Annotated in this window: 21 protein-coding genes; 12 read left to right on the plus strand and 9 right to left on the minus strand. The window is 68.4% G+C overall.

Annotation, left to right across the window (positions count from 1 at the left end; translation table 11 throughout):
- Positions 1 to 14 precede the first annotated feature (14 nt).
- Together GCU42_RS03805 and GCU42_RS03810 are read left to right on the plus strand one after the other, a co-directional pair.
- On the plus strand, positions 15 to 707 hold the full coding sequence (locus tag GCU42_RS03805) for a DUF4136 domain-containing protein (protein WP_240309567.1): 693 nt from the start codon (positions 15 to 17) through the stop codon (positions 705 to 707).
- Between the two features lie 108 nt (positions 708 to 815).
- On the plus strand, positions 816 to 1,490 hold the full coding sequence (locus GCU42_RS03810) for a DUF2490 domain-containing protein (protein WP_114228960.1): 675 nt from the start codon (positions 816 to 818) through the stop codon (positions 1,488 to 1,490).
- Positions 1,491 to 1,542: 52 nt separating this feature from the next.
- Here GCU42_RS03810 and dnaA read toward each other — a convergent pair whose 3' ends face one another.
- From dnaA to mutM, 3 genes are all read right to left on the minus strand, one after another.
- Positions 1,543 to 2,898: a chromosomal replication initiator protein DnaA gene (dnaA, locus tag GCU42_RS03815; RefSeq protein WP_420496928.1), complete on the minus strand. Its 1,356-nt coding sequence runs from the start codon at positions 2,896 to 2,898 to the stop codon at positions 1,543 to 1,545.
- A 419-nt stretch (positions 2,899 to 3,317) separates the two neighbouring features.
- Positions 3,318 to 3,581 (minus strand): 30S ribosomal protein S20, encoded by a 264-nt coding sequence (gene rpsT, locus GCU42_RS03820; protein WP_114228958.1) that lies wholly within the window; start codon positions 3,579 to 3,581, stop codon positions 3,318 to 3,320.
- Positions 3,582 to 3,686: 105 nt separating this feature from the next.
- A complete protein-coding gene (mutM, locus tag GCU42_RS03825) occupies positions 3,687 to 4,493 on the minus strand; it encodes a bifunctional DNA-formamidopyrimidine glycosylase/DNA-(apurinic or apyrimidinic site) lyase (RefSeq protein WP_114228957.1) in 807 nt (268 codons plus the stop codon).
- Between the two features lie 46 nt (positions 4,494 to 4,539).
- On the opposite strand from mutM, the gene GCU42_RS03830 reads away from it, so the two are divergent.
- The 3 genes from GCU42_RS03830 (at position 4,540) to GCU42_RS03840 (ending at position 7,450) form a co-directional block, all read left to right on the plus strand.
- Complete coding sequence (locus tag GCU42_RS03830) at positions 4,540 to 5,271, plus strand: class I SAM-dependent methyltransferase (protein WP_114228956.1); 732 nt, start codon at positions 4,540 to 4,542, stop codon at positions 5,269 to 5,271.
- A complete protein-coding gene (gene ubiB / locus GCU42_RS03835; protein WP_114228955.1) occupies positions 5,268 to 6,803 on the plus strand; it encodes a 2-polyprenylphenol 6-hydroxylase in 1,536 nt (511 codons plus the stop codon). The genes GCU42_RS03830 and ubiB overlap by 4 nt, the downstream gene beginning before the upstream one ends.
- A gap of 80 nt (positions 6,804 to 6,883) precedes the next feature.
- Positions 6,884 to 7,450: a hypothetical protein gene (locus GCU42_RS03840; RefSeq protein WP_114228954.1), complete on the plus strand. Its 567-nt coding sequence runs from the start codon at positions 6,884 to 6,886 to the stop codon at positions 7,448 to 7,450.
- A 21-nt stretch (positions 7,451 to 7,471) separates the two neighbouring features.
- Here GCU42_RS03840 and yghU read toward each other — a convergent pair whose 3' ends face one another.
- Positions 7,472 to 8,335: a glutathione-dependent disulfide-bond oxidoreductase gene (yghU, locus tag GCU42_RS03845; RefSeq protein ID WP_114228953.1), complete on the minus strand. Its 864-nt coding sequence runs from the start codon at positions 8,333 to 8,335 to the stop codon at positions 7,472 to 7,474.
- A gap of 113 nt (positions 8,336 to 8,448) precedes the next feature.
- On the opposite strand from yghU, the gene GCU42_RS03850 reads away from it, so the two are divergent.
- From GCU42_RS03850 to GCU42_RS03860, 3 genes are all read left to right on the plus strand, one after another.
- Positions 8,449 to 9,723, plus strand: a complete 1,275-nt coding sequence (locus tag GCU42_RS03850; protein WP_114228952.1) for a bifunctional phosphopantothenoylcysteine decarboxylase/phosphopantothenate synthase — start codon at positions 8,449 to 8,451, stop codon at positions 9,721 to 9,723.
- Positions 9,720 to 10,157, plus strand: coding sequence for a dUTP diphosphatase (gene dut / locus GCU42_RS03855; RefSeq protein WP_114228951.1), 438 nt, complete (start codon positions 9,720 to 9,722; stop codon positions 10,155 to 10,157). The genes GCU42_RS03850 and dut overlap by 4 nt, the downstream gene beginning before the upstream one ends.
- A 92-nt stretch (positions 10,158 to 10,249) precedes the next feature.
- Positions 10,250 to 10,993 carry a HesA/MoeB/ThiF family protein gene (locus GCU42_RS03860; protein WP_114228950.1) on the plus strand — a complete coding sequence of 248 codons (744 nt, stop codon included), beginning with the start codon at positions 10,250 to 10,252 and terminating at the stop codon, positions 10,991 to 10,993.
- Here the strand turns inward: GCU42_RS03860 and topA are convergent.
- The 4 genes from topA to plsY form a co-directional block, all read right to left on the minus strand.
- Complete coding sequence (gene topA, locus GCU42_RS03865; RefSeq protein WP_114228949.1) at positions 10,990 to 13,503, minus strand: type I DNA topoisomerase; 2,514 nt, start codon at positions 13,501 to 13,503, stop codon at positions 10,990 to 10,992. The genes GCU42_RS03860 and topA overlap by 4 nt on opposite strands.
- Before the next feature lie 65 nt (positions 13,504 to 13,568).
- The gene (locus GCU42_RS03870; RefSeq protein WP_114228948.1) at positions 13,569 to 14,015 is read right to left on the minus strand and encodes a hypothetical protein; all 447 of its coding nucleotides are present in this window, start codon (positions 14,013 to 14,015) and stop codon (positions 13,569 to 13,571) included.
- A 103-nt stretch (positions 14,016 to 14,118) separates the two neighbouring features.
- Complete coding sequence (dprA, locus tag GCU42_RS03875) at positions 14,119 to 15,225, minus strand: DNA-processing protein DprA (RefSeq protein WP_114228947.1); 1,107 nt, start codon at positions 15,223 to 15,225, stop codon at positions 14,119 to 14,121.
- Positions 15,222 to 15,821 (minus strand): glycerol-3-phosphate 1-O-acyltransferase PlsY, encoded by a 600-nt coding sequence (gene plsY, locus GCU42_RS03880; protein WP_114228946.1) that lies wholly within the window; start codon positions 15,819 to 15,821, stop codon positions 15,222 to 15,224. Before plsY ends, dprA begins: the two co-directional genes overlap by 4 nt.
- Before the next feature lie 86 nt (positions 15,822 to 15,907).
- Between plsY and murI the strand changes: the two genes are divergently transcribed.
- On the plus strand, positions 15,908 to 16,693 hold the full coding sequence (gene murI / locus GCU42_RS03885; RefSeq protein ID WP_114228945.1) for a glutamate racemase: 786 nt from the start codon (positions 15,908 to 15,910) through the stop codon (positions 16,691 to 16,693).
- A 63-nt stretch (positions 16,694 to 16,756) separates the two neighbouring features.
- Positions 16,757 to 17,968, plus strand: coding sequence for a 5-aminolevulinate synthase (gene hemA / locus GCU42_RS03890; RefSeq protein WP_114228944.1), 1,212 nt, complete (start codon positions 16,757 to 16,759; stop codon positions 17,966 to 17,968).
- A 3-nt stretch (positions 17,969 to 17,971) separates the two neighbouring features.
- On the opposite strand, the gene GCU42_RS03895 is transcribed toward hemA, so the two are convergent.
- Entirely contained in the window at positions 17,972 to 18,406 is a 435-nt protein-coding gene (locus tag GCU42_RS03895; RefSeq protein ID WP_114228943.1) for a DUF3429 domain-containing protein, read from the minus strand.
- A 45-nt stretch (positions 18,407 to 18,451) separates the two neighbouring features.
- Here GCU42_RS03895 and rpiB point away from each other — a divergent pair, with 45 nt between their 5' ends.
- Together rpiB and glyA are read left to right on the plus strand one after the other, a co-directional pair.
- Positions 18,452 to 18,898 (plus strand): ribose 5-phosphate isomerase B, encoded by a 447-nt coding sequence (gene rpiB / locus GCU42_RS03900; RefSeq protein ID WP_114228942.1) that lies wholly within the window; start codon positions 18,452 to 18,454, stop codon positions 18,896 to 18,898.
- Entirely contained in the window at positions 18,899 to 20,206 is a 1,308-nt protein-coding gene (glyA, locus tag GCU42_RS03905; protein WP_114228941.1) for a serine hydroxymethyltransferase, read from the plus strand.
- Positions 20,207 to 20,208 lie beyond the last annotated feature (2 nt).

Raw genomic sequence — 20,208 nt, forward strand, 5'->3', positions numbered from 1 at the left:
TGGGGTTGGGCAAGATGATCAAGGTCAAGACGGCCGCTGCGGCGGTACTGCTGGGTGCATCGGCCATCGGCCTCGCCGGCTGCGCCACGACCCTCCCGACCAAGGTCACCCGCTACTCGGCGATGCCCGCGCCGGCAGGCCAGACCTTCGCGGTCGTCCCGGGCATGGGCGCGGCGGCGCGCGGCGGGCTCGAATTCCAGACCTTTGCCCAGATCGCCGCGCAACAGCTCCAGGCCCGCGGTTACCAGCAGGTCGCCAATCCGGCGCAGGCTCAGCTCATCGTCCAGCTCGGATACGGCGTCGACCGCGGCCACCAGATCGTCCGCGAGGATCCGTTCGGCTATTCGGGCGTCGGCTATGGGGGGTTCGGCCGCTTCGGCGGCGGGTTCGGGATCGGCTTCGGCCGGCCCTTCTACAGCCGCTTTGGCTATGGCTATCGCGACCCGTTCTTCTACGGCTGGAACGATCCCTTCTGGGCGGGCGCAGGGATCGACGTCTACACCGAATATCGCAGCCAGCTCGAGCTCGACATCCGCGACCGCGCGACCAACCAGGCGCTGTTCGACGGCCGGGCCCAGGCGCGCTCGACCAGCGACGAGCTCGGCCGGCTCGTCCCCAGCCTGATCGAGGCGATGTTCACCGGCTTCCCCGGCCGCAACGGCGAGACGGTCCGCATCTCGATCCCCGACCGGCCCCGACCGCGCTGATTCTCAGCGGCGTGATTTACTGGCCGACCGCCACGAGCGCGTAACAATCGCCCGATAATGACCCGATCGTTGCAAAACGATTGCGGTCACTTTCGGGGGATTTCTTCCATGTTCTGGCGCTCGGGCGCTCTCGCCCTCACCCTGGCCGTCGCTCTGCCGGCCACCGCGCACGCGACTACCGATTCGCAGGCGTGGACCACCGCTTCGGTCAACGTGAAGCTCAACTCCAAGTGGCGGCTGAGCGAGGAGCTGACCTTCCGCTTCAGCGATAATCGCAACGGTCTCTACGAGATCGAGAACAACACCTTGCTCGGCTACGCGCTCTCGCCAACCGTCACCCTCGCCGCCGGCTACACCCACGATCCGCAATATTCGGCGGGCAACTTCACCATCCTCGAGCGCCGCGCGCGCGAGCAGGTGACCGTCGACAAGCTCGCCACGCTCGGCAAGGGCAGCTTCACCGGTCGCCTCCGCGCCGAGCAGCGCTGGCGCGACGGCCTCAGCGGCACCGGCTGGCGGCTGCGCCCGTTTCTCCGCTACTCAGTCCCAGTCGCCGGCAAGGTCAAATTGGTGCTGAGCGACGAGCCGTTCATCAACCTCTCGACCACCAGCTTCCAGAAGCAGAAGGGGTTCGAGCGGATGCGCAACTTCGCCGGCCTGTCGATCCCGCTGTCGAGCAAGCTTTCGCTCGAAGCCGGCTACCTCAATCAGTATTTCTTCAACCGCAACCGGCCGGACGAGAGCGACCACGTCGCCTCGCTCACGTTGAGCGGCAACTTCTAGCGCATCGCTGAAGCTCGGTCGCCACCTGCGGGTGGCGTCCGCTAGCCTCGCCTTAGCCCTCGAGCTGGCGGGTCAGCAGCCGGATCGCCGCGTCGATCTCGGGATCGAGCGCGCGCAATTTCTCGATCTGGCGGACGGCATGGATCACCGTGGTGTGGTCGCGCCCACCGAAGCGGCGACCGATGTCGGGCAGCGACTTGGGCGTCAGCTGCTTCGACAAATACATTGCCACCTGCCGCGGACGCGCCACTTCGCGCGCGCGCCGGGCCGAGGTCATCTCGGCCTTGCGGATGCGATAATGCTCGGCGACCTGCGTCTGGATCTCGTCGATGCTGATCCGCCGCTGGTTGGCGCGCAGCACGTTGGCGAGCACTTCCTCGACGAAGGTCACGTCGATCGTCCGCCCGGTCATCATCGCATAAGCGGCGATCCGGTTGAGCGCGCCCTCGAGCTCGCGGATCGAGGCGGTCAGCCGCTTGGCGAGGAACTGCACCACGTCGCCCGCCATCGACACGCCCGGAAGCAGCGCCAGCTTGGCGAGGATGATGTTGTAGCGAAGCTCGAAGTCGGCTTGGTTGACGTCGGCGACCAGCCCCCAGCTCAGGCGCGACAGGATGCGCGGCGCGATCCCGTCCAAGTCCTGCGGCGCCCGGTCCGAGGTGATCACCAGCCGGCGTCCGGCGGTGATGATCTCGTTCATCGTGTGGAAGAATTCTTCCTGGGTCGATTCCTTCCCGGCGATGAACTGGACGTCGTCGATCAGCAGCAGGTCGGCCGAGCGCAGCCGCTGCTTGAAGCCGATCGTGTCGTTCTCGCGGATCGCGCGGACGAACTCGACCATGAATTTCTCGGCCGACATCGACACCACCAACGCGCCGGGCCGAAGCTCGAGGAAGCGCTGGCCGATGGCGTGCAGCAGGTGAGTCTTCCCGCGCCCGGTGCCGCCGTGGATGAACAGCGGGTTAAAGGTGACGCTGTCGGCCTCGGCGAGAGTCTTGGCGGCGGTCGCCGCGACCTCGTTGGCCTTGCCTATCACGAAATTCGGGAAGCTGTAGCGCGGATCGAAGTTGGGCCGCGGGTGGACCGATGCCGGAACCGCCGGCGCTGGGGCCGGCTCGGCCTCGAGGATCAGCAGCGGCGCCGGGCGCGGCCCACCCTCGCAGGCCACCACGTTGACGTCGCGGACGATCGGCAGGGTCGTCCGCCAGGCGAGCTGCAGCCGCTCGCGGAAGTGGCTGCTGACCCAGTCGGCCATGAATTGCGAAGGCATCACCAGCTCGAGCGCGCCGGTGTCGGGGTCGAACCCGCCCAGCTCGGCGGGCTTGAGCCAGCCGTCAAAAGTCCGGGCGCCACAATCCCGGCGCAGGCCGACTCGAATCGTCTCCCAAGCGGCGACCAGCGGCGACATCGAGCTGTCGCCCGCGTCCCCCTGGTTCAACGACGACCGAGTCTCCTGCACCGCTTCCATGCCTCCCAAATGCCCCGTGTTTTGCACACAGGAGGTCGGCTGCCCGCGCCCCGAGTCGCGTGCCCATCCTGTGCCCTTGAGTGCATCCCCCCAGTGGAATCACTGCCGGAGCCGGTGTTTTTGGAAGCCTCCGCTGCTGGCGGCAAGCGCGATTTTTCACGCAAGTGAAATAAAGCGGCTTGACACGCCTTCCCTCTCGATAACGCGAATTAACGAGAGAAATCGGGCATTTATACCGAGCTGTAGAGAGGGCTGATTTTCCGAATCGCCGGAATCATTACGTTTTTTTGGCGACACGAAAACGGCCGCCGGACGAGGTCCGACGGCCGTCTAAAAACGAGACAGGCTGAGAGCTGGTCTTAGCTCAGCGCGCCAACCCGCTTGGTCAGGCGCGAGAACTTCCGCGCCGCGGTGTTCTTGTGGATGACGCCCCGCGCGACGCCGCGCGCGATCTCCGGCTGCGCCGCCTTGAGCGCCTCGGTCGCCGCGGTCCGATCACCCGCGGTCAGCGCCGACTCGACGGCCTTGATGAAGGTCCGGATGCGGCTGACGCGGCTGTGGTTGATCGTCGCGCGACGATCGTTGCGGCGGATGCGCTTCTTGGCTTGCGGCGTGTTCGCCATGAGGTCGTCAAATCCCTAGCTTGCAAAAGAAAAGCGGCGCGAAGACCAATGGTCCGCACCGGCGTGGGGGCTCCCCTATACGAGCGACGGTAGAGGGTCAACGGCCTAGCGCTGGCAGGCCGGGCAATACCAGGTCGAGCGGCCGCCCTGGACGATCCGCTTCACCGTTCCACCGCACGCACACGGCTCGCCCTCGCGGTCATAGACCGAGAAGGTCTTGGAGAAATAGCCGAGATTGCCGTCGGGCTGCGCATAGTCCCGCAAGGTGGAGCCACCCGCCGCAATCGCCTCGTCGAGCACCGCATGAATCGCCGGCACCAGCTTGCGCAGCCGGTCGAGGCTGATCCGCCCACCCGCCCGCCGCGGGTTGATCCGCGCCCGGTAGAGCGCCTCGCAGACGTAGATATTGCCCAACCCCGCGACGATTCCCTGGTCGAGCAGCAGCAGCTTGATCGCCGCACTCCGCCCCGCCAGCCGCCGCTGCAATTCCTCCGCCGTCAGGTCGAACGGCTCGGGACCCATCCCGTCGAATCCGGCGAAGCGGTCGAGCGCGTCGGTCGGCACGAGGTCGACGCTGCCGAACCGCCGTGGGTCGTTCAGCGCCAGCCGATGCCCGTCGTCGGTCTCGAGCAACAGATGATCGTGCTTGTCGAGTTCGCTCGGGTCGATCCGCCAGCGCCCGCTCATCCCGAGGTGGAAGATCAGCGTGTCCCCCCGATCGGTGTCGATCAGCCCATATTTGGCGCGACGGTGAAGCCCGGTCACCCGCGCGCCGGTCAGCCGCTGGCCGAGGTCGGCGGGGAACGGGCGGCGCAGGTCACCACGACGCGGCTCGACCTGGGTCAGGCGGCGGCCGTCGAGGACGCGCGCCAGCCCGCGCACGGTGGTTTCGACTTCGGGAAGCTCGGGCATCGAGCGCCATATGGCGCGGCTCCCCCGTCCCGGCTAGAGCGCGCCCATGTCCGATCCCGTGAACTTCGGCGACCAGCTCGTCACCCCCGAAGAGAAGACCCGCCGCGTCGGCCACGTCTTCTCGTCGGTCGCCCGCCGCTACGACCTGATGAACGACCTGATGAGTGCGGGCACCCACCGCCTGTGGAAAGACCGCTTTGTCGGCCGCGTGAAGCCTCAGCCGGGCGAACAGATCCTCGATATGGCCGGCGGCACCGGCGACATCGCCTTCCGCATGGCCCGCCGCGGCGCGCTGGTGACCGTCTCCGACATCAACGCCGACATGCTCGGCGTCGGCATGGAACGGGCTGAGCAACGCCACATCGAGGGCCTGTCCTGGTCGCAGCAGAATGCCGAGACGCTGAGCTTCGCCGACCGCCAGTTCGATGCCTACACCATCGCCTTCGGCATCCGGAACGTCACCGACATTCCCAAGGCGCTCCGCGAAGCCCATCGCGTCCTCAAATATGGTGGCCGCCTGTTCGTGCTCGAATTCTCGACGAGTGAATGGCCGGGCTTCGGCCAGGCCTATGAAATGTGGGCCGACAAGGCCATCCCGCGCATCGGCAAGGCCGTCGCCGATGACGAGGAAAGCTATCGCTACCTCGTCGAAAGCATCCGCCGCTTTCCCAAGCCCGACGCCTTCCGCGCGATGATCGAGGACGCCGGCTTCGCCCGCGCCCGGGTCGAGACGCTGATGGGCGGCCTCGTCTGCATCTGGTCGGGCTGGAAGGTTTGACCGCCACCCTCACCCATGTTTCCCGGCTGCTGCGCTGGGGCCGGACCCTCGCGCGCTATGGCGCGCTGCAGGGGATCGAGCGCGACCCGCTGACCCCGCCCGGCGTTCGCCGCCTGCTGCGCGTCGCGCGCTTCGGCCTGCGCCAGCCCGCCGAGCCCGATTACGCCTCCGCACTCCAGGCGATCGGCCCGGCGGCGATCAAGCTTGGGCAGGCGCTGGCGACCCGCCCCGACCTCGTCGGCGAGCGCGCCGCGAACAATCTCCTGCGCCTCCAGGATTCGCTCCCGCCTGCGCCCTTCCCCAAGATCCGCCAGGCGATCGAGCAGGCGCTCGAGGCCCCACTCGAAACCCTCTTCGCGCAGTTCGACGAAGTGCCCGTCGGCGCCGCCTCGATCGCCCAGGTCCACCGCGCGGTCACTATCGAGGGCCGCGAGGTGGCGGTGAAGGTCCTCCGCCCCGGCATCGAGGAGGAGTTCGCCAGGGCGCTCGAGACCTACGAATGGGCCGCCGCCCATGCCGAGAGCCTCGGCGGCGAGGCAGAGCGCCTCCGCCCGCAGATGGTCATCGCCCATTTCCGGCAGTGGACCCGGCGCGAACTCGACCTCAACCGTGAGGCCGCCTCGGCGAGCGAGCTCAAGCAGAACATGGTCGCCGAGCCCGGCTTCTACGTCCCCGAGATCGACTGGAAGCGCACCGCCCGCCGGGTGATGACGCTCGAATGGCTCGACGGCATCAAGCTCAGCAAGCGCGACGACCTGATCGCCGCCGGCCACGACGTCCGCGGCCTCGCCGGAATCCTCGTCCGCGCTTTCCTCCGCCAGGCGGTGATCGACGGCTTCTTCCACGCCGACCTCCACCAGGGCAATTTGTTCGCCCTCCCCGACGGCCGGATTGGCGCCATCGACTTCGGCATCATGGGGCGGATCGACCGCCGCGCCCGCTTCTGGCTCGCCGAAATCCTCTACGGCCTCATCACCGGCAACTATCAGCGCGTCGCAGAAATCCATTTCGAGGCGCAGTACGTTCCGCCGCACCACAACATCGCCGAGTTCACCACGGCGCTCCGCGCCGTCGGCGAGCCGATCCGCGGGCTGCCGGTCAAGGACATCAGTGTCGGGCGCATGCTCGAGGGTCTGTTCGCAATCACCCGCGACTTCGACATGCCGACCCAGCCGCACCTCCTGCTGCTGCAGAAGACCATGGTGATGGAGGAAGGCGTCGCCACCTACCTCGATCCCGACCTCAACATGTGGGAGACCGCCGAGCCCTTCCTGCGCGACTGGATCCGCGGCGAGCTCGGCCCCGAGGCGCATTATGCCGACCGCATCGTCGAGACCGTCCGCGCCTTGAAGAAGCTGCCCGGCCTGATCGACCGCATCGACCATTATTTCCCCGCGCCCGGCGGCGCCCCGCCGCCGATCCCGACCGCCACGGTCGCGGTGGCCGAGCTGCCCCGCCCGCGCTGGCGCGACCTCGTCATCGCACTGGTCGCTGCCGCGATCGGCGCGGCGGTCACAATTCTTCTCCGCTAAGAGGAGATTTGCGACTCACTTCGCGCATGCTAGGCGATTAACCAGTCCTTTCCCGCAACGACTTCTCAAAGGGATCAATCATGGCCGACCGCGTCACCATCACCCTCACCGACCTTCACTGCGAGGCGCAGTCGGAAGCGGGCGGATGTGAACCCTATCTCTTCACCAGCTTCTATTCGATCGACGGCGACCAGGTCGACGTGCAGACCCCGGCCCACCACGACGTCCGCAGCGCCTTCGCCAACGATGTCGAGGCTGGCCAGACCCTCCCCGTCCCGCAGGAAATCGGCACCGCCAGCGTCCACGCCGCCAACGGTGCCCGCATCGGCGTCGTCGCACTGGTGCTCGAGGAAGACCTCGGCCGCGACGTCGCGGTCGACAAGGCGCACTCGGCCTTCCACGCCGAAGTCGAGAACCAGCTCAAGAATTGCGGCGACCGGATCGACCAGGACGCCCTGCGCGAGGCGGTGCTCCAGAAGGTGCGCGGCGCGGTTCACGGCACCTACGATTATTCGGACCTTCACCGCGACCAGGACGACCACCTCGGCCTCGCCGTCCAGGAGATCGGCGACGCCGGTGAGTTCGAGCTACGGCTCGGCTACGACGACGACCGCTTCATCCTCCGCGGCCGCGCCGATCACGCCTGAGTGATTAGGGGGTGCGGTCGCTCAGGCCGCCGCACCCGCCGTGAGCACCGCATCGATGTCGGCGGCCGAGTGCCGCTCGCGCACCTGCAGGTCACCCCGCGTGACGTTGACGATCCGCCCCCGGCTGACGCCCTTGCGCTGATCGAGCTGGCGCGCCCAGCGCATCAGATGCTCATATTCGTGCGCCGCGAGGAAGGTGTCCGCGCCTTCGTAGGTGCGGCCCAGCGCCACCCCACCATACCACGGCCAGATCGCGAAATCGGCGATGCTGATCTCGTCGCCGGCGACATATTCGCTCTCCGCCAGCCGCCGGTCGAGCACGTCCAACTGCCGCTTGGCCTCCATCGCATAGCGGTTGATCGCATATTCGATCTTCACCGGCGCGTAGGCGAAGAAGTGGCCGAACCCGCCGCCGAGGAAGGGCGCCGAACCCATCTGCCACATCAGCCAGCTCAAGGTCCGCGCCCGCGCCGCGCCGCCGCTCGGCAGGAACGCCCCGAACTTCTCCGCCAGATAGACGAGGATCGCCCCGCTCTCGAACACCGGCACCGGCTCGGCGCCCGAGCGGTCGACCAGTGCGGGAATCTTGCTGTTCGGATTGACGCCGACGAAGCCGCTGCCGAACTGGTCGCCCTCCATGATGTTCACCAGCCAGGCGTCATACTCCGCTTGCGCATGGCCGGCGGCGAGCAGCTCTTCGAGCATGATCGTGACCTTCTGTCCGTTCGGCGAGCCGATCGAATAGAGCTGGAAGGGGTGATCTCCGACCGGCAGGTCCTTGTCATGGGTGGGGCCGGCGATCGGCCGGTTGATGCTGGCGAACTGCCCGCCATTCTCCCCTTCCCAGCTCCAGACCTTGGGCGGGGTATATTCGGTATCGGCCATCGTCGCGTCTCCCTCGCTCTGGCGGAGCTTGAGCCGCAGGTAGGATGCCGACTGTCCGCTTTCCAGCTTGCCCTCGACAGCGCGGGGATTCCCAAGCTAACCCGCGCCCACCCATGGCGCGCATCCTGCTCATCGTCGGTGGCGGCATCGCGGCGTTCAAGGCCGCCGAGCTGATCCGCCTCGCCCGCCGCCAAGGCCATAGCGTCACCCCGGTGCTCACCGCCGGCGGCGCGCATTTCGTCACCCCGATGACCCTCGCCGCGCTGGCCGAGAGTCCGGTCTACACTTCGCTGTGGGACCTCAAGGACGAGACCGAGATGGGGCACATCCAGCTGTCCCGCGCGGCCGACCTGGTACTGGTCTGCCCGGCGACCGCCGACCTCCTCGCCAAGATGGCCGCGGGGATCGCCGACGACCTCGCCACCACCCTCCTCCTCGCCACCGACAAGCCGGTGGTCGCCGCCCCGGCGATGAACGTCCGCATGTGGCTCCACGCCGCCACCCAGGCCAACGTCGCCACCCTGCGCGCGCGGGGCGTCACCGTGATCGAGCCGACCGAAGGCGAGATGGCCTGCGGCGAATATGGCCCGGGCCGCCTGCCGGAGCCGGCCGACATCCTCGCCCAACTCAATCTGAGCCAAGCGAACCCGCTCGTCCCGAGCGAAGTCGAGGGGCGTTTCGCGATACGCACCTCGACTACGGCTTCGCCTCCGCTCGGCACGAGCGCTAACGGGGGGCTCGGCGCTAACGCACTGGCCGGCACTCACATCCTCGTCACCGCCGGCCCCACCCACGAGCCGATCGACCCCGTCCGCGTCATCGCCAACCGCTCCTCGGGCCGCCAGGGTTTCGCCATCGCCGCCGCTGCCGCCGAGGCCGGCGCCCGGGTCACCCTGATCGCCGGTCCCGTCCACCTGCCGACCCCCGGCGGGGTCGCCCGGATCGATGTCGAGACCGCCGAGCAGATGCTCGCCGCGGTCGAGGCGGCGCTCCCCTGCGACGCCGCCATCCTCGTCGCCGCCGTCGCCGACTGGAAGGTCGCCGCCTCGCCATCCAAGCTCAAAAAGGGCGACGGTCCGCCCGAGATCAAACTACTGCCCAACCCCGACATCCTGCGCACGCTCGCCAGCCACCCTGAGCGCCCGCGCCTGCTGGTCGGCTTCGCCGCCGAGACCGACGATCTGCTCGCCAATGCCGCGGCCAAGCGCGCGGCCAAGGGCGCCGACTGGATCGTCGCCAACGACGTCTCGGGGGACGTCATGGGAGGCACGCACAATCACGTCCACCTCGTCACCGCCGCCGGCACCGAAGACTGGTCCGAAGCCCCCAAACAGGACGTGGCGCGGCGGCTGATCGCCCGCGTCGCCGAGGAACTGAAAGCCCGATGATCCGCATCCAGATTGCCCGCTTGCCCCACGGCGAGGGACTGCCCCTGCCCGCCTACGCCACCCCCGGCGCCGCCGGCATGGACGTGGTCGCGGCCGAGGATCTCGACCTCCAGCCCGGCCAGCGCCACGCGGTCGCGACCGGCTTCAAGGTCGCCATTCCCGACGGCTACGAGATCCAGGTCCGCCCCCGCTCGGGACTCGCACTCAAGCATGGCGTGTCGGTGCCCAACACCCCCGGCACGATCGACAACGATTATCGCGGCGAATTGAAGATCATCATGATCAACCTGGGCGACCAGCCCTTCCCGGTCCGCCGCGGCGAGCGAATCGCCCAGCTTGTTCCGGCGGCGGTCACGCAGGCCGGCTGGGATGAAGTCGCCGAACTCAACGAGACGACCCGCGGCGACGGCGGGTTCGGCAGCACGGGGCGCTAGGTGAATCGCTCGTACCGAGCGGAGGCGAAGCCGCAGTCGAGGTGCGTCTCGCACAACGCCCCTCGACGTCGCTCGGGACGAGCGGAAATGCCATGTCGCTGACCGACGACGAGCTCACCCGCTATGCCCGCCAGATCGTCCTGCCCCAGTTCGGCGGCACCGGGCAGCAGCGCCTCAAGGCCGCCAGCGTCTGCGTGGTCGGCGCAGGCGGGATCGGCTGCGCCGTCATCCCCGCGCTGGCTGGCGCCGGCGTCGGCCGGCTGACGATCATCGACGGCGACACGGTCGACCTCTCCAATCTCCACCGCCAGCCGCTCTATCGCACCCGCGAAGCCGGTGAGCCCAAGGCCGCGCTCGCGGCGCAATTCGTCCGACGGTTGAACCCCCACGTCCTCCTCGACGCCATCGAGCGCCGGATCGACGCCGCCAACGTTGCCGATCTGCTCGCCGGCCACGACCTCGTCATCGACGGCACCGACAATTTCGCCACCCGGCTGATCGTCAGCGACGCCTGCGTCCGGCTCGGCATCCCGCTGATCAGCGCCGCCGCCCAGCAGTTCCAGGGCCAGCTCGGCCTGTTCCGCGGCCAGCCCTGCTATCGCTGCTTCGTCGGCGAGGCATTTGACGCAGACGATTGCGACAATTGCGCAGAATTGGGCGTCCTCGGAGCGCTCACCGGCATCATGGGCAACGCCGCCGCCCTCCTCGCCATCCGCGCGCTGGCGCAAGTCGGCGACGATCCGGCGGGCAAGCTGCAACTGTTCGACGGCGAGGCCGGCGAGTGGCGCACCATGCGCCTCCCCGCCGACCCTTCCTGCAAGAGCTGCGGGATTTAGGCCTTTTTCTTCGCCGGCTTCTTGGCCGGAGCCTTTTTCGCGGCGGCCTTCTTCGCCGGCGCCTTCTTGCGGCCCTTGCCCTTGGCCGGCCCCTTGGCCGCCTTTTCGTCGATCAGCACGACCGCCTCGGCCAGCGTCACCGCCTTGGGATCGGCGCTCTTGGGCAGCGTCGCATGGGTCTCGCCGTCGGTGACATAGGGCCCGAAGCGGCCTTCCATCACCTTGAGTTCCTTACCGCTTTCCGGATGCGCGCCCAGCACCGCGAGCGGCTCGCGAGCCGCCCCGCGGCCCTTGCCGGCCCCGCTCGCCGCGTCGGCCAGCTTGGCCACCGCCGCATTCATGCCGGTCTCGAACACCTCGGCGGTGCTGCCCAGCCGGGCATATTTGCCCTGGTGGACGAGGTAGGGCCCGTAGCGCCCGATCGAGGCGCTGATCGGCTCGCCCGTCTCCGGATGCGGCCCGATCGCGCGCGGCAGGCTTAGCAGCTTCTTCGCCCAGTCGAGGTCTAGGTCGGCCAGCGGCACGTCCTTGGGAATGGAGGCGCGCTTTTCGCCCTGCTCGACATAAGGTCCGAAGCGCCCGCTCTTGAGGACGATGCCCTCGCCCAGCTCCTGCGGCCCGTCGCTCCCGCCCTCGGCCCCGGTCTCCCCGAGCTTTCGGGTATATTTGCAGTCGGGATAGTTGGAGCAGGCGACGAACGCCCCGAACTTACCACCCCGCAACGCTAGCCGCCCGGTCCCGCAGTTGGGGCACAGCCGCGGGTCCGAGCCATCGCCCTTGTCGGGGAACAGCCACGGCGCGAGGAACTCGTCGAGCGCCGCGGTCACTTCCGACGGCTTCTGCTCGGTCACCTCGCCCGCCTTGGGCTTAAAGTCCTTCCAGAACCCTTCGAGCAGCTTGACCCAGTCGAGCCGTCCGCCCGACACGTCGTCGAGCTCTTCCTCGAGCTCCGCCGTGTAGTCGTAGCTGACGTAACGCTCGAAGAAGCGCTCGAGGAAGGCCGTCACCAGCCGTCCGCTCTCCTCAGGAATGAACCGGTTCTTCTCGAGCCGGACGTATTCGCGGTCCTTGAGCGTCTGCAGCGTCGCCGCATAAGTCGAGGGCCGCCCGATGCCGAGCTCCTCGAGCCGCTTGACCAGGCTCGCCTCCGAAAAGCGCGGCGGCGGCTGGGTGAAGCTCTGCACCGCGTCGACCCCGCGCTTGGCCGGCGCGTCGCCGCTCCGCAGCAGCGGCATCCGCGCGCTCTCCTCGTCGGCGACGTCGTCGCGACCTTCGTCGTAGAGCGTCATGAAGCCGGGGAAGAGCACCACCTGCCCCGTCGCCCGCAGCGTCGCGCGGCCCGCGCCGTCGACCAGCTCGACCGTGGTCCGCTCAAGCCGCGCCGACGCCATCTGGCTCGCCAGCGCCCGGTTGTAGACCAGCTCGTAGAGCCGGCCATGATCGCCGCTCGCTGCCTTGGCCTTGCTGAAATCGGTCGGGCGGATCGCCTCGTGCGCTTCCTGCGCATTCTTGGCCTTGGTCGCATAATGGCGCGGCTTGTCGGGCAGATAGCCCGCGTCATAGCGGGTCGCCACCGCCTTGCGCGCCGCGCTGATCGCCTCGTCGGCCATCTGCACGCCGTCGGTCCGCATGTAGGTGATGAGGCCGTCTTCGTAGAGCTGCTGCGCCACCCGCATCGTGTGGCTGGCGGCGAAACCGAGCTTGCGCGCGGCCTCCTGCTGCAGGGTCGAGGTGGTGAAGGGCGGCGGCGGGTTGCGCGACAGCGGCTTGGTTTCGACCGACTGGACGGTGAACCGCCCAGCCTCGACGACGTCCTTCGCTGCCTTCGCGCTGCCCTCGTCGCCGATCGTCAGCCGGTCGATCTTCTTGCCGTCGAGGCCGACCAGCCGCGCGGTGAAGCTCTGCCCGTCCTGCTCGAACTGGGCCGAGACGCTCCAATATTCCTGCGGTTTGAAAAGCTCGATCTCGCGCTCGCGGTCGACGATCAGCCGCAGCGCGACCGACTGCACCCGCCCCGCGCTCTTGGCGCCGGGCAGCTTGCGCCACAGGATCGGCGACAGGGTGAAGCCGACCAGATAGTCGAGCGCCCGCCGCGCCCGATAGGCGTCGATGAGGTCGGTATCGAGCTCGCGCGGACGGCCCATCGCCTCGGTCACCGCCGACTTGGTGATGGCGTTGAAAGTCACCCGCTCAACCGCGGCCGGCAGCGCCTTGCGCTTCCTCAGCACCTCCTGGACGTGCCAGCTGATCGCCTCCCCCTCGCGGTCGGGGTCGGTGGCGAGGATCAGCGCCGACGCTTTCTTGGCCTCGTCGGTGATCGCTTTGAGCTGCTTCGCCTTGTCGGGGTACGTCTCCCACTCCATCGCGAAGTCGTGGTCGGGATCGACCGACCCGTCCTTGGGCGGCAGGTCGCGGACGTGCCCGTAGGACGCCAGCACTCTGTGTCCCGGTCCCAGATACTTCTCGATGGTCTTGGCCTTGGCCGGCGATTCGACGACGACCAGCTTCACTTGGCTTGTTCCTTACGCATACGCACGAGGGTGGGGAGTGCTGACCGGCGGCGTCAAGCCGTCAATCAAAACGAGCAAAACCATTCGTCCTCGAACCTCTTGCAGGATTTCACCGGTTCGCCGGAAAGTCGGATTTGGCGCACGATCGGCAGATTTTCGGGTCGCCCTCGGGGGACGTGGACGAAGTGAAGGCTCCCGTCGGGAACGCCGTGGAGATATTCGAGCGAATAGACGCCATCGGGTGAAGCCCTCGCGGCCCGTGCCCACTCGTCGCGATGCGTGGCGAAGTAGAGATGGGCGGCAAGGGTCTGGGGTAGCTCGATCGGTTCAAACGACACGCTCTGGACCAGCAACGTCACCAGCGGCACCGCGAGGAAGGTGCGCCAGCGATCGAGTGCGCTCATCTCGTCGGCCTCGATTGCCTGCGCCGTGAATCGGACTAGCAGCGCAATCCCCACCAGGATGAGGATCAGCGTCGGCACCAGCGACATTATCCATAGCCGCTGATACATCTCGACGCCAGAGCGTGATCGAGAAACTGCCAGACGCCGAGGATCAATGCCGCGCGTTCAGCCGCGAGCAGGGCGTAACGGTGGCGTGGCGCAGCCACTTCACTCATGCCCGCAAGCTCACCTGACCGCCGGCGTGACGGTCGAGCCGCCCCGCGAGATCGAGTTCGAGCAGGATCAGCTGCACCGCGCCGCTCGCCAGGCCGGACAGGCGGACGAGGTCGTCGACCGGCGCCGGTGATGGACCCAGCAGTTCCTCGACCCGCGCACGTTCGGAAGTGTCTGGCTCTTCCGCCGGCGCTTCCGAAGGGTACGCGCGATATTCGAATCGATCGCTGCCCGAGCGCACCCGCCCGGCAACACCGGGCCGAACCGCCTCGAGCACCTCGGCTGCATTCTGGACCAGCGTCGCACCCTCGCGGATGAGGCCGTTGCAGCCTTGCGCGCGCTGGTCGAGGGGGCTGCCCGGGACCGCCATCACCTCGCGCCCCATCTCCGCCGCCATTCGCGCGGTGATCAGTGACCCCGAGCGTGGTGCCGCCTCGACCACGACGGTGCCCGCGCTCAACCCCGCGATGATCCGGTTGCGCCGTGGAAAATCGCGCGCCCGTGGCTCGTAGCCCGGCGGGGTCTCGCTCAGCACCAGCCCGACTTCATACATCCGCCGCTGCCGCGCCTCATTCTCGGGCGGGTAGAAGATGTCGATCTCGCCCGCGGCGCAGCCGATCGTCCCGCTATCCATCGCCCCGTCGTGCGCCGCCGCGTCGATCCCGCGGGCGAGGCCCGATACCACAACCACGTCCTCGCGGCCGAGGTCCCAGGCGAGCTGGCGGGCGAAGCGGCTGGCCGCGGCGCTGGCGTTGCGCGCGCCGACGATCGCGACGAGCGGCCGCTCGAACAAGGCGAAGTTACCCTTAGCGATCAGCAACGGCGGCGCCCCGTCAGTCTCGGCCAGGGCCGGCGGATAGAGCCCCTCACCGACCGCCAGATAGCGGGCACCAAATTTGGTGACCTGCTCGATCTCGCGTTCGGCGACCGGCGTTGGGCAGATCGCTGGCGCCTTGCCACCGCCGCGCGCGGCGAGGTCGGGCAGCGCGGCCAGCGCCGCCTCGGCGCTGCCGAAGCGGAGCAGCAATTGGCGATAGGTGACGGGCCCGATGCTGGAGGTCCGGATCAGCCGGACTCGGGCGAGGAGGTCCTGGGCTCGGCTCAAGGCGAGGCTCGTCCGACGCGGGGTTCGGTCCCCGCGCGCAGCCGAGCAAGATTGTCCTTATGTTTCCAGATGACCAGCAGGGCGAAGCCGGTGAGCATCGGCACGAGCTCGCTCCGTCCCAGGACCGCGGCAGTGACCGGCACGCTCGCCGCCGCGCTCATTCCCGCGACCGAGCTGATGCGGATCAGCAGGAAGATGGCGATCCACACGATCGCGAAGACCACCGCGGCCGGCCACAAAAGCACGGTCAGCAGGCCGACCAGCGTCGCCACACCCTTGCCGCCGCGAAACTTGAGCCAGACCGGATAGAGGTGCCCGATCAGCGCCCCGGCAGCGGCGAAGCGCGCCCCGTCCGGCCATAATTGCGCGGCGATCCAGACCGCCAGCGCGCCCTTGGCGGCGTCGAGCAGCAACGTCGCCGCCGCGAGCTTCTTCGATCCGGTGCGCAGGACGTTGGTGGCGCCGATTCCCCCGGACCCGATGTCGCGAATGTCGCCCTTGCCCGCCGAGCGGGTGAGCAGCCAGCCGAAGGGGATGGCGCCCAGCAGATAGCCGAGCAGAAAGGCAAGCAGTCCGTCTTGAAGATAGGCGGGCATGGCGCGGGTGGTAGCACAGCCGGACGGACCCGCAACAAGATCGTCATTGCGTCGCGCGGGCAGGCCTCGCACATGGACCGGCAGCCATGACCGATCCCGCCGCTCCCATCCTGTTCTTCGATTCCGGCGTCGGCGGACTCTCGGTCCTCGCCGAGGCGCGCCGCGCACTGCCGCAGGCGCCGATGGTCTATGCCGCCGACAGCGCCGGCTTCCCCTATGGCACCAAGAGCGAGGCCGAGCTCGCCACCCGCGTCCCTGCCTTGCTCGGCCGGCTGGTCGAACGCTATCGCCCGCGGCTCGTGGTGATCGCCTGCAACACTGCCTCGACCATCGCGCTGGCGCAGGTCCGCGCCGCGCTCGACCTGCCGGTGGTCGGCACCGTCCCCGCGATCAAGCCGGCCGCCGAGCAGAGCCGCACCCGCGTGATCGGTGTGCTTGGCACCGAGGCCACCGTCCGCCAGCCCTATGTCGACGATCTGTCCGCCCGCTTTGCCGGTGATTGCGAGGTCATTCGCCACGGCTCGGCGGCGCTCGTCGAACTCTCCGAGGCCAAGCTCGCGGGCGAGCCGGTCGACCCCGCTGCGGTCGCCGCCGCGGTCGCGCCCCTCGCCGCGCGCTTCGACATGGACGTGGTCGTCCTCGCCTGCACCCATTTCCCGCTGCTGGCCGAGGAATTGCGCGCGGCCCTTCCCCACGCCGCGCAGGTCGACGGCGCCGCCGGCATCGCCCGCCGGATCGCCTTCCTCACGCAAAGCCAGCCATGGCCGGTTCAGCCGGGTGACGGCATCGCGGTCTTTACCGGGCCGCCGCCAGCAGAAGCGCTGGCCAAGGCGCTCGGCGGCTTTGGATTAAACACTATCCATCAGCTGTGACCCGGGTGGCCATGACGCCACTATAGGGTTAAAGGGCCCGGCAACGACGAAGCGAGCGGGATTTTGGACTACAACCGGATCTTCCAGGCGGCGATCGACCGCTTGCACGACGAGGGCCGTTACCGGGTCTTCATCGACATCCTGCGCACGCGCGGCAATTACCCCGACGCGCAATGCTTCGGCGGCAACGGCCCCAAGCCGATCACGGTGTGGTGCTCGAACGACTATCTCGGCATGGGCCAGCACCCGGTCGTGCTCGAGGCGATGGAGGAAGCGCTCCACGCCGCCGGCGCCGGCTCGGGCGGCACCCGCAACATCGGCGGCAACACGCACTACCATGTCGAGCTCGAGGCCGAACTCGCCTCGCTCCACGGCAAGGAAGCCGCGCTGCTGTTCACCAGCGGCTACGTCTCGAACGAGGCGGCGCTGTCGACGCTCGGCAAATTGCTCCCCGGCTGCGTGATCTTCTCGGACGAGCTCAACCACGCCTCGATGATCGCCGGCATCAAGAATTCGGGCTGCGAGAAGCGCGTCTTCCGCCACAATGACCTCGAGCATCTCGAAGAGCTGCTCGCCGCCGAAGAGGCCGAGACGCCCAAGCTGATCGCCTTCGAGAGCGTCTATTCGATGGACGGCGACGTCGCCCCCATCGCCGAGCTGTGCGACCTCGCCGACAAATATGGCGCGATCACCTATCTCGACGAGGTCCATGCGGTCGGCATGTACGGCGCCTGCGGCGGCGGCATCTCGGAGCGCGACGGGGTCGCCGACCGGGTCACGATCATCGAGGGCACGCTCGGCAAGGCCTATGGCGTGATGGGCGGCTACATCGCCGCCGACAAGAATATCGTCGACTGCATCCGCAGTTATGCCCCGGGCTTCATCTTCACCACCTCGCTGTCGCCGGTGCTGGTCGCCGGCGCGCTCGCCAGCGTTCGCCACCTCAAGACCTCGGCGATGGAGCGTCAGGCGCAGCAGGACGCCGCGGCGATGCTCAAGCGCAAGTTCGCCGAGGCGGGCCTGCCGGTGATGCCGTCGGTCACCCACATCGTGCCGCTGCTGGTCGGCTGCCCGGTCAAGGCCAAGCGGGTGAGCGACATCCTGCTCCAGGAATACGGCCTCTACGTTCAGCCGATCAATTACCCGACCGTCCCCCGCGGCACCGAGCGGCTGCGCTTCACGCCCGGCCCGTGGCACGACGAAGCCAAGCAGGACGAACTGGTCAGCGCGCTCAAGGAAATCTGGTCGCGCAACGAGCTCCAGGCCGCGGCTTAAGGCCTACCCGCCGAACGTCACCACCAACAGGGCCACCGCCAGCGTCACCGACAGCGGCACCCGCAGTTTCATCCACCACGGCGGCGCCAGCCCGAGACGCTGCAATCGCCAGTCGACCAGCAGGCTGACAAGGATCAGCCCGGCCGTCGCCGTCCCGGCGTCGAGCGCACTGAGGCTCAGCAGCATCGCCCAAGCCGCCAGCGACGGCACCACGCTGGCTAGCAGCAGCCACCAGCTCGGCCGCTGGACCCAGCTCGCGAAACTCCACCATGTCCCGCCGAGGAAGCTGGCGATCAGCGCGGCGTAAAGCAGCGTCGCCTCGCGCGCGATCAGGCCGAAGTGGCCGAGGTTGAAGCACACCGCGGCCGCGCCGGCGAGCGGCGGGATCAGCCCGGCGAGCCCGAGCACCAGCGGCGCGGTGGGGATGCGGTTTTCCATGCCCGCGACGGTGGCATTTCGCGGCTGCGAAGGCTAGATGAGCGCATGCGCATCGCTCTTGCCGCCGACCATGCCGGCTACCTCCTCAAAGACGAACTCGCGACGTGGCTGCGCGAGGCTGGCCACGACGTCCTCGACCTCGGCACTAACGGTCCCGAAAGCGTCGACTACCCTCGCTACGGCGCCATGCTCGCCGAGGCGCTGGCCGACGGCCGGGCCGAGCGCGGGATCGCGGTGTGCGGGTCGGGCATCGGCATCGCCATCGCCGCCAACCGCAATCCCGCCTGCCGCTGCGCGCAGGTCGCCGAGCCGCTCTCGGCGCGCCTCGCCCGCAGCCACAACGACGCCAACGCGATCGCCTTGGGCGCCCGCCTGATCGGCCCCGAGATGGCCCGCGCCATCGTCGAGGCGTTCCTCTCCTCCGATTTCGCCGGCGGTCGCCACGAGCACCGCGTCGACATGCTTTCACCCCAGCCCGAGGGAGCCCGCTAGATGGCCACCGCCGCCAATCTGAACGATGTCCAGCCGCAGGGTTTCTTCACCCGCGACCTTGCCGACGCCGACCCCGCCGTCGCCGCCGGCATCAAGGCCGAACTGACCCGCGAGCAGACGCAGATCGAACTGATCGCCTCCGAGAACATCGTCTCGAAAGCGGTGCTCGAGGCGCAGGGATCGGTCCTCACCAACAAATATGCGGAGGGTTATCCGGGTCGCCGTTATTATCAGGGCTGCGCACCGTCCGACACGGTCGAGACGCTGGCGATCGAGCGCGCCAAGCAGTTGTTCGGCTGCGGCTTCGCCAACGTCCAGCCGCATTCGGGCGCGCAGGCCAATGGCGCGGTGTTCCTCGCCCTTCTCCAGCCCGGCGACACCATCCTCGGGATGAGCCTCGCCGCCGGCGGCCACCTCACCCACGGCGCCCCGCCGGCCCAGTCGGGCAAGTGGTTCAACGCGGTCCAGTACGGCGTCCGCGCCGACGATCATCTGGTCGATTTCGACGAGGTCCAGCGCCTCGCCGACGAGCATCAGCCCAAGCTCATCATCGCCGGCGGCTCGGCCTATCCGCGCCACCTCGACTTCGCCCGCTTCCGTGCAATTGCCGACTCGTGCGGCGCTTACCTGATGGTCGACATGGCGCACTTCGCCGGACTGGTTGCGGCGGGTGAGCATCCGTCGCCCTTCGGCCACGCCCACGTCGTCACCACCACCACCCACAAGACGCTGCGTGGGCCGCGCGGCGGCCTGGTGCTGACCGACGACGAGGCCATCGCCAAGAAGATCAACTCGGCGGTCTTCCCGGGCCTGCAGGGCGGCCCGTTAATGCACGTCATCGCCGCCAAGGCGGTGGCGTTCGGCGAGGCGCTCCAGCCCGATTTCAAGACCTATGCGCAGGCCGTGATCCGCAATGCGCAGGCGATGGCCGCGCGCCTCAAGGAACGCGGCGCCGACCTCGTCGCCGGGGGCACCGACACCCACCTCGCGCTGGTCGATCTCCGCCCGCTCGCAATCACCGGCAAGGACGCCGACGAGAGCCTCGAGCGCGCCGGAATCACCTGCAACAAGAACGGCATCCCGTTCGACCCGCTCCCGCCCTTGAAGACCAGCGGCATCCGCGTCGGCTCACCTGCCGGCACCACCCGCGGCTTCGGCGAGGCCGAGTTCCGCGAGATCGCCGACATGGTCGCCGACGTCCTCGACGGGCTCAAGGCCAACGGGCTCGAGGGCAATGGCGCGGTCGAGGCGGCGGTCAACGCCCGCGTCCGCGCGCTTTGCGCCCGCTTCCCCATCTACCAGGGCTGATC

Source organism: Sphingomonas ginsengisoli An et al. 2013 (genome assembly GCF_009363895.1).
Classification (GTDB): Bacteria; Pseudomonadota; Alphaproteobacteria; order Sphingomonadales; family Sphingomonadaceae; genus Sphingomicrobium; species Sphingomicrobium ginsengisoli.

Excerpts from the sequence above, each read along its gene's own strand:
- GCU42_RS03805 (WP_240309567.1), top strand. The coding sequence starts at position 15 with ATGATCAAGGTCAAGACGGCCGCTGCGGCGGTACTGCTGGGTGCATCG.
- mutM (WP_114228957.1), bottom strand. The coding sequence starts at position 4,493 with ATGCCCGAGCTTCCCGAAGTCGAAACCACCGTGCGCGGGCTGGCGCGC.
- yghU (WP_114228953.1), bottom strand. The coding sequence starts at position 8,335 with ATGGCCGATACCGAATATACCCCGCCCAAGGTCTGGAGCTGGGAAGGG.
- rpsT (WP_114228958.1), bottom strand. The coding sequence starts at position 3,581 with ATGGCGAACACGCCGCAAGCCAAGAAGCGCATCCGCCGCAACGATCGT.
- dut (WP_114228951.1), top strand. The coding sequence starts at position 9,720 with ATGATCCGCATCCAGATTGCCCGCTTGCCCCACGGCGAGGGACTGCCC.
- glyA (WP_114228941.1), top strand. The coding sequence starts at position 18,899 with ATGGCCACCGCCGCCAATCTGAACGATGTCCAGCCGCAGGGTTTCTTC.
- GCU42_RS03860 (WP_114228950.1), top strand. The coding sequence starts at position 10,250 with ATGTCGCTGACCGACGACGAGCTCACCCGCTATGCCCGCCAGATCGTC.
- murI (WP_114228945.1), top strand. The coding sequence starts at position 15,908 with ATGACCGATCCCGCCGCTCCCATCCTGTTCTTCGATTCCGGCGTCGGC.
- GCU42_RS03895 (WP_114228943.1), bottom strand. The coding sequence starts at position 18,406 with ATGGAAAACCGCATCCCCACCGCGCCGCTGGTGCTCGGGCTCGCCGGG.
- GCU42_RS03850 (WP_114228952.1), top strand. The coding sequence starts at position 8,449 with ATGGCGCGCATCCTGCTCATCGTCGGTGGCGGCATCGCGGCGTTCAAG.
- rpiB (WP_114228942.1), top strand. The coding sequence starts at position 18,452 with ATGCGCATCGCTCTTGCCGCCGACCATGCCGGCTACCTCCTCAAAGAC.
- GCU42_RS03830 (WP_114228956.1), top strand. The coding sequence starts at position 4,540 with ATGTCCGATCCCGTGAACTTCGGCGACCAGCTCGTCACCCCCGAAGAG.
- GCU42_RS03870 (WP_114228948.1), bottom strand. The coding sequence starts at position 14,015 with ATGTATCAGCGGCTATGGATAATGTCGCTGGTGCCGACGCTGATCCTC.
- GCU42_RS03840 (WP_114228954.1), top strand. The coding sequence starts at position 6,884 with ATGGCCGACCGCGTCACCATCACCCTCACCGACCTTCACTGCGAGGCG.
- plsY (WP_114228946.1), bottom strand. The coding sequence starts at position 15,821 with ATGCCCGCCTATCTTCAAGACGGACTGCTTGCCTTTCTGCTCGGCTAT.
- dnaA (WP_420496928.1), bottom strand. The coding sequence starts at position 2,898 with ATGTCGCCGCTGGTCGCCGCTTGGGAGACGATTCGAGTCGGCCTGCGC.
- GCU42_RS03810 (WP_114228960.1), top strand. The coding sequence starts at position 816 with ATGTTCTGGCGCTCGGGCGCTCTCGCCCTCACCCTGGCCGTCGCTCTG.